This window comes from Streptomyces sp. NPDC101110, from assembly GCF_044759525.1.
GTDB lineage: Bacteria > Actinomycetota > Actinomycetes > Streptomycetales > Streptomycetaceae > Streptomyces.
The window spans coordinates 46450-60636 of record NZ_JBIVZM010000014.1; the positions used below are offsets into that span (position 1 = coordinate 46450).

12 protein-coding genes and 1 pseudogene are annotated in these 14187 nt (G+C 73.1%); 8 read left to right on the forward strand and 5 right to left on the reverse strand.

Going from position 1 to position 14187, the window contains the following annotated elements; all coding sequences use genetic code 11:
- Positions 1-102: 102 nt before the first annotated feature.
- From ACIQU3_RS28750 to ACIQU3_RS28760, 3 genes are read right to left on the reverse strand one after another with little or no spacing between them, the layout of a single operon-like run.
- The gene (locus ACIQU3_RS28750) at positions 103-867 is read right to left on the reverse strand and encodes a metallophosphoesterase (RefSeq protein WP_403743973.1); all 765 of its coding nucleotides are present in this window, start codon (positions 865-867) and stop codon (positions 103-105) included.
- On the reverse strand, positions 864-1151 hold the full coding sequence (locus ACIQU3_RS28755) for a hypothetical protein (RefSeq protein ID WP_403743974.1): 288 nt from the start codon (positions 1149-1151) through the stop codon (positions 864-866). Before ACIQU3_RS28755 ends, ACIQU3_RS28750 begins: the two co-directional genes overlap by 4 nt.
- A 10-nt stretch (positions 1152-1161) precedes the next feature.
- Positions 1162-1839, reverse strand: a complete 678-nt coding sequence (locus ACIQU3_RS28760) for a nucleotidyltransferase family protein (RefSeq protein WP_362050310.1) — start codon at positions 1837-1839, stop codon at positions 1162-1164.
- Positions 1840-2136: 297 nt separating this feature from the next.
- Between ACIQU3_RS28760 and ACIQU3_RS28765 the strand changes: the two genes are divergently transcribed.
- Together ACIQU3_RS28765 and ACIQU3_RS28770 are read left to right on the forward strand one after the other, a co-directional pair.
- A complete protein-coding gene (locus ACIQU3_RS28765; RefSeq protein ID WP_403928387.1) occupies positions 2137-2685 on the forward strand; it encodes a hypothetical protein in 549 nt (182 codons plus the stop codon).
- 16 nt (positions 2686-2701) lie between these two features.
- Positions 2702-7033, forward strand: coding sequence for a cation-translocating P-type ATPase (locus tag ACIQU3_RS28770; protein WP_403743981.1), 4332 nt, complete (start codon positions 2702-2704; stop codon positions 7031-7033).
- Between the two features lie 101 nt (positions 7034-7134).
- Here ACIQU3_RS28770 and ACIQU3_RS28775 read toward each other — a convergent pair whose 3' ends face one another.
- A complete protein-coding gene (locus ACIQU3_RS28775) occupies positions 7135-7584 on the reverse strand; it encodes an SRPBCC family protein (protein ID WP_403743983.1) in 450 nt (149 codons plus the stop codon).
- 162 nt (positions 7585-7746) lie between these two features.
- On the opposite strand from ACIQU3_RS28775, the gene ACIQU3_RS28780 reads away from it, so the two are divergent.
- The 3 genes from ACIQU3_RS28780 to ACIQU3_RS28790 all read left to right on the forward strand — a co-directional run bounded on the left by ACIQU3_RS28780 (position 7747) and on the right by ACIQU3_RS28790 (position 9159).
- The gene (locus ACIQU3_RS28780; RefSeq protein ID WP_403743984.1) at positions 7747-8190 is read left to right on the forward strand and encodes a phage holin family protein; all 444 of its coding nucleotides are present in this window, start codon (positions 7747-7749) and stop codon (positions 8188-8190) included.
- Entirely contained in the window at positions 8187-8618 is a 432-nt protein-coding gene (locus tag ACIQU3_RS28785) for a DUF3618 domain-containing protein (protein ID WP_403743986.1), read from the forward strand. Before ACIQU3_RS28780 ends, ACIQU3_RS28785 begins: the two co-directional genes overlap by 4 nt.
- 88 nt (positions 8619-8706) lie before the next feature.
- Positions 8707-9159: a flavodoxin family protein gene (locus tag ACIQU3_RS28790; RefSeq protein ID WP_403743988.1), complete on the forward strand. Its 453-nt coding sequence runs from the start codon at positions 8707-8709 to the stop codon at positions 9157-9159.
- Between the two features lie 38 nt (positions 9160-9197).
- On the opposite strand, the gene ACIQU3_RS28795 is transcribed toward ACIQU3_RS28790, so the two are convergent.
- Positions 9198-10469: a YihY/virulence factor BrkB family protein gene (locus ACIQU3_RS28795; RefSeq protein ID WP_403743990.1), complete on the reverse strand. Its 1272-nt coding sequence runs from the start codon at positions 10467-10469 to the stop codon at positions 9198-9200.
- Positions 10470-10568: 99 nt separating this feature from the next.
- Between ACIQU3_RS28795 and ACIQU3_RS28800 the strand changes: the two genes are divergently transcribed.
- From ACIQU3_RS28800 to ACIQU3_RS28810, 3 genes and pseudogenes are all read left to right on the forward strand, one after another.
- Positions 10569-11201 (forward strand): GNAT family N-acetyltransferase, encoded by a 633-nt coding sequence (locus ACIQU3_RS28800; RefSeq protein ID WP_403928390.1) that lies wholly within the window; start codon positions 10569-10571, stop codon positions 11199-11201.
- A gap of 143 nt (positions 11202-11344) precedes the next feature.
- A pseudogene (locus ACIQU3_RS28805) lies at positions 11345-11864 on the forward strand (lytic polysaccharide monooxygenase).
- A gap of 251 nt (positions 11865-12115) precedes the next feature.
- Positions 12116-14116 (forward strand): DUF1996 domain-containing protein, encoded by a 2001-nt coding sequence (locus ACIQU3_RS28810; RefSeq protein ID WP_403928393.1) that lies wholly within the window; start codon positions 12116-12118, stop codon positions 14114-14116.
- Positions 14117-14187: the final 71 nt, after the last annotated feature.

Here is a 14187-nt window from a genome sequence, read left to right on the forward strand (position 1 = left end):
CGCCCCCGCGCCTGGTCGGCCCCGTGTGCCGGCGGACGGCAACGGAAACCGCCGCCGGGCGAACGCCGGCGGCGGTGGAGGGAGAGAAGGGGAGGGGCCCGCTCAGCGGGTCCGTTGGGCGACGGCGCCGGTCGCGGCGGGCTCCCGGACCGGCAGGTGGTAGACGTGGAAGGCCCGTCCGATGACCGGCTGGGCGACGTTGCGCACCCGCACGCCGCCGCTCGTCATGCCGTGCTCGGTGCCGGCGTGCGCGTGCCCGTGCACCGCGAGGTCGGCGCCGGCGGTGTCGATCGCCTCCGCCAGCAGATAGCTGCCCAGGAACGGATAGATCTCCAGCGGCTCGCCCGCGAGGGTGTCCGCCACGGGGGAGTAGTGGGTCAGGGCGATCCGCGCGTCACAGCCCTCTGCGGCCAGTCGCTCCAGCGCGTTCCGCAGCCCGTCGGCGCTCCGGCGGGAGTACCGGACGAACTCCTTCATCACCGGCTCGCCGAACTCCCCGGCGCAGCGGCCGACGAAGCCGCCGCCGAACCCCTTGGTCCCGGCGACTCCGATCCGCGCCCCGCCGCTCTCCACGACCGTCGCCTGCCCCTCCAGGACATGGACGCCCACGTCCCGGAGGATGGCCGTGACCTCGTCCGGGCGGTCGTCGTGGTGGTCGTGGTTGCCGAGCACGGCGACGACCGGAACGGCCAGGTCCTGCACCTCCCGGGCCACCACCCGCATCTCCTCGGGTGTGCCGTGTCGGGTGAGGTCCCCGGCCAGCAGCAGGAGGTCGGCGCACTCGGGCAGGGTCTCGAAGGCGGGGCGGAGCACGCCCTGGCTGCCGGGCCCCATGTGGATGTCTCCGACGGCTGCGATGCGGATCATGAGAGTTCCTCCGCGTGGTCGGGGGAGGAGGCCTCGGTGACCACGAGGTCGCTGTGCACGGGGAATCCGGCGAGTTCGTCGTGGACGGTGCGCAGGATCTCGTCGCGGCAGGGCGCCGAGGGCACGGTGCCGGTGAGCAGTACCGACCCGCCGCGGGCCTCGACCCGTACGCCCAGTTCACCGATCTCGCCGGAGGCGAGGCGGTCCTGGAGGTGGGCGATGCGGTAGTCCAGGTTCTCGGTCGGCGGCCCGCCGCCCGAGTCCTGGGGACCGTGGGTGCTCATGGGTGCTCCTTCAGATGACGTTCAGGCGCTCCAGGAGGAAGAAGAAGGCCGCGGGCATGGGCTCGTCCCCGCACTCGCGCCGGACCTTCTCCCAGTCGACCTTCTCCCGCAGCGCGCGTGCGATGGGCAGGGCCGCCCCGAAGTCGCAGTGGTGCTCCGAGAACGCGGCGGTCAGGCTCCACAGCAGGTCGGTAGGGGCCAGCACGGGCATGCGTACCGAGTCGACCGACAGCTCCTGCGCCCGCTCCAGCATGTCCGCGCCGACGGGCCGGTGCGCCAGTTCGAAGATGATGTCGACCGGCTGGCCGAAGCAGGTGGCCTTGATGAGCCAGTCCTCCGGCGGGGTGTAGACCGTCAGTCCGGCTTCGTGGAGCGTGGCCGCCACCGCTTCCGCGTCCTCGGGGCGGATCGCGAAGTCGACGTCGTGCTGCAGGTTCTTCTCGCCGCCATGGGCGTACGCGGCCACGCTGCCGGCCAGCGCGAACAGGTGCCCCTTGCGCTTCAGCAGGGCGCCGACCTGCTTCGCCGCCTCCAGGAGCGCCTGGTTGCGGTCCTGGGGGAGTTCCTGCAGCGGCTGGTCCGCCTGCGGGTCCTGTGGTGGCGCGGGCTCGGCACCGTCCGGTGCCGTCCGGAGGTCGGGGATCCCCGGTCGCCGGACGAGCGTCGCGTCATCACCGTTCTGCGTCATGACCACTCCTTCGCCGCGCCGGACGCTCCGCTCCCGTGCGGTGTCCGGACCGAGACGGCCTGTGTGCCTGCACTGGGTACCCGGCGCTCCCGACCCGACACGGACGGCTTCCGCGCACCGGCGGCTGACGTGCGGCCGGCCAGGACCACCGACGTAACTGCCGCACAGGACCGACGGCGCGGCCGAACAGAGCAGCGGCCGAACAATACAAGCGCATACCGTGGCAACGACGGAATATAGGGCGAAAGACGGGAAAACCGGATCGCACCGTTGGGCAACGCGCTTGTGGAGGTCGCCATGAACCAGGAGACATCACGTTCGTCCGATCTTCCGCAGCCGTTGCGGGCCGTCGCCTCGGGCCTGCGACACCTGCCGGGCGCGGAGCGTGTGGGCAGGGCGGCCACGGGCACGCTCGACAGGATCGGCGCCATCTCGCCGCGCGGCCGCCGGATGGCCGTCTACGCCGGCGCCGGGGTGCTCGGCGTGGCCGGAGTGGTGGAGTGGCCGGTGGCGGTGACCGGGGCGGCCGTCGCCTGGCTGACCCGGCCGCGGCCCGGACAGCAACCCGACGGCGCGTCGACGAACGGCGGAACACGCACCGGCACACCGGGCGACCGCCGCTCCGGCAGGACCGCCCCCCAGGACGAGGACACCTCCGTGTACGGCCCCGGCGGCAGGCTGGCCCCCTCCCACCACCGGCAGGAGCGGCCGGAACAGCACGTCCACGAACAGCCCGCCAAAGTCGGTGACACCGCCACCGCCTCCGCCCTGAAGCAGGTCGCCGAGGCCACCGCGCACCATGGCGAGGAGCAGCCGCACGGGCACGACAGCCGCTCCACCGGCTGAACCGGGGCGACCGCAGATGCTCACAGCGTTCGACATCACCCCGCTGGTCGGGGCCATGGCCGGGGCCGCGGCAGGCGCCGCCCGCGGCACCGCCCGGTCCGTGACGTCCGCCTACGACACCACGCGCCGCGTCCGCAACGTCGCACGCAACGCCCTGACCGGCGGACAGCACTGGAAGGCCGGGCAGCGCCTCCACCTCGCGCTGCGGCACCCCGACGGGGACATCGGGACACTCGCGCACCGGGTCGCCGAGGAACTGGTCGAGCACCCGGACGTCCTCACCGCGTACTGGGACGGAGGGCTGGGCCGCCTGGTGGTCACCGTGGCCGAGGACGCCGCCACCGACCGTGTCACCGAGCGGGCCACCGCCCTCGCCACCCGCCTGGGCCTGGCGGAGGGCGTCGACCCGAACCTCCGGGACACCAGCCACCCCGGCGACCCCGCCGAGGTGCGCGTCACCGCGGCGGCGATCCTGCTGGACGCCGCCGGCGCGGCCGGTGCCCTGGCCGGCCGGTCACTGCGACTGCCGCCCACCTCGCGCGTCGTCACCGCCACGGTCACGCTCCTGCGCGAGAACCCCCGCTTCCGGGCCATGCTCCGGCAGCGATTCGGCACGTCCGGCATGGAACTCGTCCTCGCCGCCGCCAACGCCGCCGCCCACGGCATCGGCCAGACCCCGCTGGCCCTCGTGCTCGACGGCATCCTGCGCGGCAACCAGCTCACGGAGGCGGTGGCCAGGGCCGCGACCTTCGAGGCGCTGCACGACGACGTCTGCCACCACCGGCGCACCAGTGTGGCCTGCCCCGAGGACGCCCGGCCGCCCCTCAAGGTGACCCCCGCCGCCGCGTACGCCTCCCACGCCAGCACGGGCAGCCTCGCCGGCGCCGCCGCCACACTCCTCGTCACGCACAGCGCCCGGGACGCCGCCGAGGCCGTCCTCGCCGGCTCCCCGAAGGCGGCCCGATACGGACCGGCCGCCTTCGGCGCGACCCTCGGCACCTTCCTCGCCCACGACGGAATCCTGCTGCGCAACGGAGAGCGCCTGCGGCAACTGGAGATCGCCGACGCCCTCGTCCTGCACGCCGACGCCCTGCGCAGCCTGCGGCAGGACGACACCGACGACGGCCTGCCCGACGACCCGGTGCACCCCTTCGCCGAGGCCGTCCTGGACGCCGCCCGCCGCGCCGGGCTGCACGTCGTGATCGCGGGCGGCTCCGACCTGAAGGACATCACCCGGCTCGCCGACGAGGTCGCCCCGAGCGCCGAGCCGTTCGCCGACGTCGTACGCGCCCTGCAGGCCGAGGGGCGCGTCGTCGTGACCGTCGCCCGCCTGGACGAGTCCGGCGAGGGAAACCTTGCGGCCGGGCTGCCCGCCGGTGACGTGGCCATCGCCCTCACCGACGGACGGTCGGCCGTCTCCTGGGGCGTCGACGTGCTGGCCCCGCGAGGCCTCGCCGACGTGTGGCGGCTGCTCACGGCGATCCCCGCGGCCCGGCGCGTCGGACGCCGGTCGCAGACCCTGGCCCGCGCCGGAGCTGCCCTCTCCGGGCTCCTGGTCGCCCGCGGCGGGCAGCCCCCGGGCCGCCACCTGCTGTGGCCGCTCACCCGGCACGCCCCCGTCAACATCGCCGCCGCCAACGCCCTGCTCACCGGCTGGCTCGAGGCCGTCCGCGTCGCCCGGGCCACTCCGCCCCCGCCCCGGCTGCACATCCCCTGGCACGCCCTCGAACCCCACGAGGCCCGCGACCGGCTGACCCGCACCGACGGGGACGGCGAGCCCCGGGGCCTCTCCCTCCTCGCCGACCGCTCCCGGCAGCAGGCCCGGCGTCTGACCGGTCACCCGGCTCTCGCCCCGGCTCGCTGGACGTGGCAGGCGGCCGGTGCCGTACGCCGCGAACTCGACGACCCGCTGACCCCCGTCCTCGCCACCGGCGCCGTCGCCTCGGCGCTGCTCGGCTCGGTCGTCGACGCGCTGCTCGTCGTCGGCGCCATGGATCTCAACGCCGTGACCGGCGGGCTTCAGCGGCTGCGCGCCGAACAGGCCCTGGCCCGGCTCGCCGCCCGGCAGCAGCCCAAGGCCCGCAAGCAGGACGGCCGCAGACACACGGTCACCGTCGACGCCGCGCGACTGCGGCCCGGCGACGAGATCAGCCTCGGCGCCGGCGACGTCGTGCCCGCCGACGCCCGGCTGCTGGAGGCCGAGGGCCTGGAGGTCGACGAGTCGGCGCTCACCGGCGAGTCGCTGCCGGTCACCAAGAGCATCGACGCCACCCCCGGCCTTCCGGTGGCCCAGCGCACCTGCATGGTCTTCGAGGGCACCACCGTCGTGGCCGGACGGGCCGCCGCCCTCGTCGTGGACACCGGCGACCAGACCGAGGCGGGCCGGGCCGTCACCCTCGCCGCCCGCACCCCGCCCCCCGCCGGCGTCCAGGCCCGCCTCCAGGAACTGACCCGCAAGGCCCTGCCGGTGACCTTCACCGGCGGCGCCGCCGTGACCGGGCTGTCGCTGCTGCGCGGCAGCCCCGTCCGGCGCGCCGTCAGCGGCGGGGTCGCGGTCGCGGTCGCCGCCGTGCCGGAGGGCCTTCCGCTCGTCGCCACCGTCGCGCAGATGGCGGCAGCCCGCCGACTGTCCCGCCGCGGCGTCCTGGTGCGCACCCCGCGCACCCTGGAGGCGCTCGGCCGGGTCGACACCGTCTGCTTCGACAAGACCGGCACCCTCACCGAGAACAGACTGCGCCTGGTCCGCGTCGCCACCGCCGACGGCACCGTCCTCGCCACGGACGACGAACGGGCCGCGTCGATCGTGCGGCTGGCCGCGCGCGCCTGCCCCCCGGAGGAGACCGGCGAGGGCCGCCGCGTCGCGCACGCCACCGACGAGGCCGTCCTCGACGCGGCCCCGCCCGACCCGGACTGGGCGCCCACCGGCGAGCTGCCCTTCGAGACCCGCCGGGGCTACGCCGCCGCGGTGGGCCGCGACGGCGACCCGGACATGGGTGAACTCCTCGTCGTCAAGGGCGCCCCGGAGACGATCCTGCCCGCCTGCCGGGACCTGCCCGGCCACGCCTCGGACACCGCCCACGAGTTGGCGGGGCAGGGGCTGCGCCTCCTCGCCGTGGCCCGCCGCCCCTGCCGGTCCGACGACGCCGAGGCCGAACTCGACGCGCCGCTCGCCGACCTGGAGTTCAGCGGTTTCGTCGCCCTCGCCGACGTCCCGCGCGACACCTCGCACGCCCTGCTCGCGGAACTGCGCCGCTCCGGCATCCTGCCCGTCATGCTCACCGGCGACCACCCGGAGACCGCACGCGCCATCGCCCTGCAGCTGGGCTGGCCGGAGGAAACCGAGGCGGTGACCGGCGACGAACTCGTCGCCATGGGACGCCGCGAACGCGTCCGGGTCCTGCACGGCGCGGGCGTCGTCGCACGGGTCGCGCCCGAGCAGAAGCTGCACGTCGTGGAGGCCCTGCAACAGGCCGGACGGGTCGTGGCGATGGCCGGTGACGGCGCCAACGACGCCGCCGCCATCCGTGCGGCCGACGTCGGGGTCGGCGTCGAGTCACGCGGCTCGGCGGCCGCCCGCAACGCCGCCGACCTCGTGCTCACCACCGGCGACCTGTCCGTCCTCGTGGACGCGGTCGCCGAGGGCCGTGCCCTGTGGCGCAGCGTCGCCGACGCGGTGAGCATCCTCATCGGCGGCAACGCCGGTGAGGTCGGCTTCAGCGTCCTCGGCACCCTGCTGGCCGGGGCGTCACCCCTGTCGACCCGTCAGCTGCTGCTGGTCAACCTGCTCACCGACATGTTCCCGGCCATGGCCGTGGCGGTCACGCCCAGCAGCGACCCCTCCACCGCGGAGCACGCCGCGACCGGCCCGATGGGCCTCGACGTCCTCGGGGCGCCCCTGCTGCGCTCGATCCGCCGCCGCGGCATCACCACCTGCCTCGGCGCGGTCACGGCGTACCTCATCGGCCGGCTCACCCCCGGCACCGAACGACGGTCCACCACCATGGCCCTGTGCGGTGTGGTCGGCGCCCAGCTCGTGCAGACCCTCTCCGGGCGGCGCCACAGCACTCTGGTGTGGGTGACGGCCCTCGGCTCGGCCGCCGTCCTCGCGGCCCTCGTCCAGACCCCCGGCGTCAGTCACTTCTTCGGCTGCACCCCGCTCGGGCCCGTGGCCTGGGCCGGAGTCGCCCTGGCCATCGCCCTGTCGGCCCTGGCACCCCGCCTCGAACGACTCCGGGCCGTCCACGCCCTCTACGACGCCGCGGCGCAACTCGCCCTGCGCCTCAACGACCTGAGCCGCCGGACCCGGCACCTCTTCCAGAGCGGGATCGCCGCCCCGGTGGCGACGTAGGGACTCGCAGGGGAACGAACACGAGCAGCGGCGCCGCAGGGAGTGAGCACACGGCAGGAGGCCGCCACCACGAGCAGTGGTGGCGGCCTCCTCACACCCGGTCAGACCTCGCCGCGCCAGGCGCCGGTCTCCGTCCCGCGCGCCTCCATGAACTGCTTGAACCGCTTCAGGTCACCGGAGACCTGCCGCTTCACGAAGCCCAGCTTGTCGCCGACCGTCTCGGCCACACCGCTCGGGTCGAAGTCCATCTGCAGCATGACCTTGGTCGTGTCGTCCTGGATGCGGTGGAACGTCACCACACCGGCCTGCCGCGCCTCACCGCCCACGGTGGTCCAGGCGACCCGCTCGTCCGGGACCTGCTCGGTGATCTCCGCGTCGAACTCCCGCGGCTGTCCGCCGACCTTCGTCACCCAGTGCGTGAGCGTGTCGGTGCGCTGCTCGATGCGCTCGACGCCGTCCATGAACTGGGGGAAGGACTCGAACTGCGTCCACTGGTTGTACGCGGTGTGCACCGGCACGCGGACCTCGATGGATTCCTCTACCTGCGACAAGGCGGTACCTCCCTTTCTCGTACGTGAGCCTCGTACGTGAGCGGGGGGACGGGTACCAGATCTCGCGCCGCTCACTCATCGCCGGCGCAACTCGTCCGACCAGGTGTCTTTTCCGCTCTGTCTGGTACCCGGCCGGGAACTACGGACCGGGAGGTGATCGCCATGGAGGACACGCACCGCACGGCCCCCGCCGCTTCTCGCCCGGGGAGCGCGCCGACGGCCGGTGACGAACCGGTGGGCGAGCTGGTGCAACGGGCCACCGAGCAACTGACCGACCTGGTGCGGGGCGAGATGCGCCTCGCGCAGGCGGAGATGACCGAGAAGGGCAAACGCTTCGGCAAGGGCGGCGGCCTGTTCGGCGGGGCCGGCGTGCTCGGCTTCGTCACCTTGCAGGCCCTGGTGGCCACGGCGATCGCCGCCCTGGCCGTTCCGCTGCCGGTGTGGGCGGCGGCGCTGATCGTCACCGGCGTGCTGGCCGTCGCCACGGGCCTGACGGCACTGGCCGGCCGCAAGGAAGTGCGCAGCGCCGCTCCGCCCGCCCCGCAGCAGACCATCGACAGCGTGAAGGCCGACGTGGCCGAGATCAAGGAGAGTGCACAGCGATGACCCAGCCCCCGCACGACGAGCCGACCGCCCGCAGCCAGGAGGAGCTGCGCGAGCAGGTCGAGCACACCCGCCACGAACTGGGTGACACCGTCCAGGCCCTGGCGGACCGGGCCGACGTCAAGACCCGCGCCCGGGAGAAGGCCGTCGCGGTCAGGGAACAGGCCGGGGCGAAGGCCCAGGAGTGGAGCGGGCAGGCCAGGGCCAAGGCCGCGCACGTCGCCCACACCGTGGAGGAGAAGCTGCCCGAGCCCGTGAAGCAGAAGGGCGCCCTGGCTGCTCAGGGCGCCAAGGAGAAGGCCGCACAGGCCGAGCAGGTCTGGCAGGACAAAGCCCCGCAGTCGGTACGCGACCACCGGGCGGCCCTGCTGGCCGGCGTGGGTGCCCTCGCGGTGGCCGTCCTGCTGATCCGCCGTCGCGGAAACCGCTGAGCGACAGCGACGACCGGGCCCCGTCACCGCACGCGGTGACGGGGCCCGGGCTTGCGTGACGAGCGCCCGAACGGCAAGGTCGGGTGCCGTGGCCACCTTGCTGATCGTTCATCACACGCCGTCGCCGAACTGCCAGGCGCTGTTCGAAGCGGTCGTCTCCGGGGCGACGGACCCCGACATCGAGGACGTCCGGATCGTCCGCGTGCCCGCGTTGTCCGCCACCGCCTCCGACGTCCTCGCGGCCGACGGCTTCCTGCTCGGCACCCCCGCCAACCTCGGCTACATGTCCGGCGCCCTCAAGCACTTCTTCGACCAGGTCTACTACCCCTGTCTGGACGCCACCCGCGGCCGCCCCTTCGGCTACTGGGTGCACGGCGGCAACGACGTCACCGGAGCGGTGCGCGGCATCGAGTCGGTCACGACGGGCCTCGGCTGGCGCCGCGCCGCCGAGGTCGTGACCGTGACCGGCGAGCCGGACAAGGGCGACCTCGAACGGTGCTGGGAACTGGGCGCGACGGTCGCCGCCGGACTGATGGGCTGAGCGCCCCGCCGGACGCATGGGCTGACCACCGCCGCGGGTCAGGTCTCTTCCAGCCGGCGCCGGTCCTCCTCGTCCCACGCCCGGGTGTCCCGCGGCTGGGTGTACGGCTCGGACTCCGGCGGATGCCCGCCGGCGATGGCGCGCTGGCGCACGGTCTCCGCATCGAACTCCAGGCCGAGCAGGATCGCCAGATTGGTGATCCACAGCCAGACCAGGAAGACGATGACACCGGCCATCGTGCCGTAGGTCTTGTTGTACGAGGCGAAGTTGGCCACGTAGACCGCGAAGCCGACCGACGCGACCATCCAGATCAGCAGGGCCAGAAAGCTGCCCGGGGTGATCCAGCGGAACCCCTTCACCTTGGCGTTCGGCGCCGCCCAGTACAGGATCGCGATCATGCTCACGACCAACAGGACCAGGACAGGCCACTTGGCGATCGACCACACCGTCAGCGCGGTGTCGCCGATCCCCAGGGCGTCTCCGGCCTGCTGCGCCAGCCCGCCCGAGAACACCACGATCAGCGCGCTGATGACGGCCATCACCAGCAGCACGACTGTCACGCCCACCCGCATCGGCAGCAGCTTCCACACCGGCCGGCCCTCGGGCATGTCGTAGACGGCGTTGGCGGAGCGGATGAACGCCCCCACATAGCCGGACGCCGACCACACGGCCAGTACCAGACCGAGGATCGCCATCAGCGAGCCGACGCCGGCGTTGCCCTGCAACTGGTCGACGGCCCGGGTGATGATGTCCCCCGCCGAGCCGGGTACGAGCTCGCGGACGTTCTCCGTGACCTTGTCCGTGGTCGACCGGCCGGTGAGGCCCAGCATCGACACCAGCACCAGCAGCGCGGGGAACATCGCCAGCACGCCGTAATAGGTCAGTGCGGCGGCGCGGTCGGTGAGCTCGTCGTCCTTGAACTCCCGCACACTGCCCTTCAGGACAGCGCCCCACGACTTCCGGGGCAGCTCGGTCGGCGAGTCCGGCGCGGCGCGCTCCACCGAGGGGTCCGGTCCCGGCTCGTCGAAGGCAGCGGCGGCGTCCTCCCGGCGCTCCTCGACGGAAGCCTGCCGGCGATCCGCTTCGGCAGTCGTATCGCGTCCGGCTCCGACGGTTTCCCGGCGCTCCGGTTCGGCGGCCTCCTCGCGTCCGGCCCCGGAGGAGCCGCCACGGACCGCATCGACGGTCTCCCTACGGTCCGCCTCCGCCGTTCCCCGGCGATCCGCCGCGGACCCCGAGGGCGGGCCCTCCGGAGGCGGGGCCTCGGACTCGGCGTGCTCTTTTCGTCCAGGAATATGCAGCTTCACCATGTGAGACGGGTAACCCCGGGTCGAAGCCTTAAGCCGCGCAGGTGCAAGTCCGGCCCGCACAACGTGTTGAGAAAGCGCTCCCACGGGCACGTTGCCGCCATGACCACCGCACCCGCCGTCCGCCGCTACCGCCCCGAGGACCGTCCGGCCCTGGACGACATCTGCGTCCGCACCGCCCACCACGGCGAGGACAGCCGCCCCCACTACGAGGATCCGGGCATCTTCCCGGCGACCTTCGCGGCACCGTACGTCCATCTGGAACCGGAGCTGGTCTTCGTGCTGGACGACGGGCGGGGAGAGGCGGTCGGTTACGTCCTGGGTACGGCCGACACCCGGCGCTTCGCCGAGGCCTTCCGGACCGGGTGGCTGCCCCTGGTGGCCGACCGGTACCCGGAACCGCCCGGCCCCCCGCGCACTCCGGAGGAGGCGTTGGCGGCCATGCTGCACCACCCCGAACGGATGGTGCTGCCCGAGTTGGCGGGCCACCCCGCTCATCTGCACATCGACCTGCTGCCCGCATGGCAGGGCCGCGGGTACGGGCGCCGCCTGATGCGGACCTTCCTGCAAGCGCTCCAGGACGCGGGAGTGCCCGCCGTCCACCTGGCGATGTCGAAGGCCAACACCCGGGCCAGGGCCTTCTACGACCGGCTGGGCTTCGCGGAGATCGACGTCCCCGAGCCGGGCGAGGCCACCTTCCTCGGGCGCTCCACGAAGGAGCTCGATCGGCTCTGACCGATGGGGAAGTGGCGCGAACACACATTGCCGACCCGTGACCGACGGGCGCAGTCTGTGCAGAATGGGAGCGCTCCCACTTCGAAACATCAGCGAAAACACCCCGAAGCATGCATCGCCGCTTAAACCCCGAAAGGGGGATCATGAATTGTCATGGCCATGACCTTCCGTCGTCCCGGCCCGGGTCCCGCCTGACGCTCGCCCTGAACGTGCCGGTCGCCGTGCTGCTCGGCCTCATCCCGTTCAGTGGCACCGCCGCCGCCCACGGCTCGGTCGTCGATCCGGCCTCCCGCAACCACGGCTGCTGGCTGCGCTGGGGCAACGACCACCTGAACCCCGCGATGGCCCAGCAGGACCCCATGTGCTGGCAGGCGTGACGAGCCGACGCCAACGCCATGTGGAACTGGAACGGTGGTGAAGCTGTACGGCCAGGCCGGTCATGGCGCCGACTACTTCCTGGTGTACGTCACGCGGCAGGGCTGCGACCCCACCAGGAACGAGCTCCGGCTCGTCAAGCGCACCGGCAGGTATGCGCCCAGTCAGAACCACGAGATCCCCGTCAGCACTTCGGGGCTGAGCGGCCGGCGCGTCGTGTACACGATCTGGCAGGCCTCGCACATGGACCGGACCTACTTCGTGTGCAGTGACGTGAACTTCCGCTGACCTGCGCCTCCCCGCCGGACAGCGCGTCCGGCGGGGCCCGGGAACGCCCGGCCTGCATGAGAGTTCTCCGAAAATTTTCGACGTGAGTGAACACGCTGATGCTCCCGTACGTATGGGGCGAGGGGATTTTCATGCCCGCACGCCACAAGCGCAGGAGAGCACCCTTGGGACGCAACACGCGAAGACGCCCTACAGGCCCACGACGCGCGACCTTCGCCGCATTCGCACTGATCCTCGGCGGAGGCGGGCTGATGGCCGCGAACGTCTACGCCTCGGCCACGGGCGGTGGTTCGGGCGCCGACGCCGCCCAGACACGATCCGGCACGGGGGTCCGGACCGGCGCCACCATCGACTGCCCCGACGTCGGCAGCAAGCTGACCTCGGTCCCCGAGCAGGCCCGGGGGGAGGTCGACAAGGAACTCGCCCTGCTGGACGAGCAGATCGCCAAGGCCTACCAGCAACTGAGCGAATCGGCGCAACAGACACAGCAGGATCCCGGATTCGCCGACAACGCGGTCGTGAACCCGCTGAAGGAGAAGCGGGCCGCGACCCTCGAGCGCATCGCGATCGCCATCGACCGCGTCGGTGACCGCCCCGAAGGACTGGAGGCCCTCGCCGCCTGCACCGTCCAGGACGGCAACCAGGCCACCCCGCAGGGCGAGGGCCAGGACGCCGGCGCCACCCAGCAGCCCGGCCAGGAGCAGGGGCAGGCAGGCCAGGGCCAGCAGAACGGCCAGGGCCAGGGCGCCAACGGCGGGCAGGCGGGCAACGGCCCCGTCGCCGCCGACTTCGCCGACATCAAGAGCGTCCAGCCCAATGTGAACACCCCCCGGCCGGAGGGCAACGCCTCCCGCGGCTCCTTCGCCACCAGTTGCGGTGTGAACGAGAACGGGCTGTTCAACTCGGACAACATCATCGCCGCCCCGGGAGTCACCAACGGCGCCCACCACTTCCACGACTACGTCGGCAACCAGGGCAACAACGCCTTCGCCAGCGACCAGGAACTCGCGAAGGCCGGGACCAGCTGCGAGGATCAGGGCGACAAGTCGTCCTACTACTGGCCCGTGATCCGCCTGCAGAACGGCGCCAAGGAGCAGGACGCCGACAAGCCCGGCGGCGGCATCGAGGGCAACGCCGGCGAGATCGTGACGCCGAAGCAGGTCACGCTGACGTTCGTGGGCAACCCGCGCGAGAAGGTCACCGCCATGCCGCGGCTGCTGCGCATCATCACCGGCGACGCCAAGTCGTTCGTCAACGGCCCCGCCAACGCGAACGCCTCCTGGAGCTGCACCGGCTTCGAGGACCGGCAGTTGAAGGACAAGTACCCGCTGTGCCCGCAGGGCAGCGACGTCGTGCGGACCTTCAAGTTCCAGAGCTGCTGGGACGGCCGCAACATCGACAGCGCCAACCACCGCACCCACGTGGCGTTCGCGGACGCCGCCGGGAACTGCCCCTCCGGCTTCCGCCCCATCCCGCAGCTCGTCCAGCGCATCGTCTACGACGTCGACGCGCCGAGCCTCCAGGACGGCGGCCGTACGACACCGCTGTTCGCGGTCGACTCCTTCCCGGAGCAGCTGCACAAGCCGGTCACGGACCACGGCGACTTCATCAACATCTTCGACGAGGATCTGATGGGGGAGATGGTCGACTGCATCAACGACGGCCGTAAGTGCGGGGCCGGAGCGGACGGCGGGCAGGACCCGGCGCCGGGCGAGGAGCCTGCGGAGGAGCCCACCAAGTCGCCGGAGGCACCGCAGGAGGAGCCCACCAAGTCGCCCGAGGCCCCGCAGGAGGAGCCGACGAAGACGCCCGACGCCCCGCAGAACGGCGACGGCGGCGGCAAGCCCGGCGACAAGGGCGACGGCGGCGACGGCAAGGGTGACGGCGGCGACGGCAAGGGTGAGGCCCCGAAGCCTCCGGCGGACAAGCCCGAGCCCGGGGACGCGTCCACCGCTTCCGGCGCCCCCCGGCCCGAGGTGAAGGCGACCGAGTCCGCCGACGGCGGCAACGGCGCCGAGCAGGGCGGCGGTGCGAAGGACGACGGCGACGACTCGGACACCATCGGCGAGTCCCAGGCAGTCGGCACGGCGACCAGCGCCGCACCGAACCCGTCGGCCCCGTCCCGGACCGAGCCGCAGGCGGTCGGCCAGGGAGGCCTGGCCGACACCGGAGCCCAGCTCTGGCCGGCCGCGGCGGGTGCCGTCCTGGTCATCGCGGGCTTCGTCGTGCTGCGCCGGGTGAGGCGCGGCTAGGAGCCGGCCGGACGTGAGCCACGAGCGGCGGCGGGATCCCACCGGATCCCGCCGCCGCTTCCGTTGCGCTC

Bases quoted from the DNA above. Each gene is read 5' to 3' on its own strand.
- ACIQU3_RS28765 (WP_403928387.1), top strand. From the start codon at position 2,137: ATGAACCAGGAGACATCACGTTCGTCCGATCTTCCGCAGCCGTTGCGG.
- ACIQU3_RS28780 (WP_403743984.1), top strand. From the start codon at position 7,747: ATGGAGGACACGCACCGCACGGCCCCCGCCGCTTCTCGCCCGGGGAGC.
- ACIQU3_RS28760 (WP_362050310.1), bottom strand. From the start codon at position 1,839: ATGACGCAGAACGGTGATGACGCGACGCTCGTCCGGCGACCGGGGATC.
- ACIQU3_RS28750 (WP_403743973.1), bottom strand. From the start codon at position 867: ATGATCCGCATCGCAGCCGTCGGAGACATCCACATGGGGCCCGGCAGC.
- ACIQU3_RS28810 (WP_403928393.1), top strand. From the start codon at position 12,116: ATGGCCGCGAACGTCTACGCCTCGGCCACGGGCGGTGGTTCGGGCGCC.
- ACIQU3_RS28795 (WP_403743990.1), bottom strand. From the start codon at position 10,469: ATGGTGAAGCTGCATATTCCTGGACGAAAAGAGCACGCCGAGTCCGAG.
- ACIQU3_RS28785 (WP_403743986.1), top strand. From the start codon at position 8,187: ATGACCCAGCCCCCGCACGACGAGCCGACCGCCCGCAGCCAGGAGGAG.
- ACIQU3_RS28755 (WP_403743974.1), bottom strand. From the start codon at position 1,151: ATGAGCACCCACGGTCCCCAGGACTCGGGCGGCGGGCCGCCGACCGAG.
- ACIQU3_RS28800 (WP_403928390.1), top strand. From the start codon at position 10,569: ATGACCACCGCACCCGCCGTCCGCCGCTACCGCCCCGAGGACCGTCCG.
- ACIQU3_RS28770 (WP_403743981.1), top strand. From the start codon at position 2,702: ATGCTCACAGCGTTCGACATCACCCCGCTGGTCGGGGCCATGGCCGGG.